At 61.3% G+C, this 455-nt stretch carries 1 protein-coding gene; it reads left to right on the forward strand.

Features of this window, described 5'->3' with window-relative positions; all coding sequences use genetic code 11:
• The coding region (locus P1K30_RS23855; protein WP_275635239.1) for a cadherin-like domain-containing protein at positions 1-455 on the forward strand (455 nt) is incomplete at both ends.

A 455-nucleotide genomic window follows, 5' to 3' on the forward strand; every position in this document is an offset into this window, starting at 1 on the left:
AATGACTTTGACGTTGATGGCGACGCCCTGAGCGTCTTAGGTCTGGATTTTGCCGGCACGCAGGGCACTGTGGTGGATAACGGTGATGGCACGGTAACTTACACCCCGGGCACAAGCGGGGGCACCGACAGCTTTTCCTACACCGTGAGCGACGGAAACGGTGGCAGAGATACAGCAACGGTAACTGTGCGCGACGGCCCTGCTGCTCCCGTCCCAATCTACGAGGCGTTCGGCGACACGCCGTTCGACGGCAGCGGTTCCTCTGTTATCGAGCTGCCGCACGAGGGCAAGTACGAGACGCAGTCTGGCACCATCGCCTTCACCTTCCAGCCGGACGACACGAATGGTGCGCAGGGGCTCTTTGCGAAGGATGCATCTGGCTACGCCGGCGGCGGCAATCACTTCGCCATGTATCTGGAAGGCTCCACACTCGTCGTGCGCCTTCAGGATGGCAG

It is taken from the genome of Psychromarinibacter halotolerans, from assembly GCF_029168315.1.
In the GTDB taxonomy this organism is placed as follows: Bacteria; Pseudomonadota; Alphaproteobacteria; order Rhodobacterales; family Rhodobacteraceae; genus Psychromarinibacter; species Psychromarinibacter halotolerans.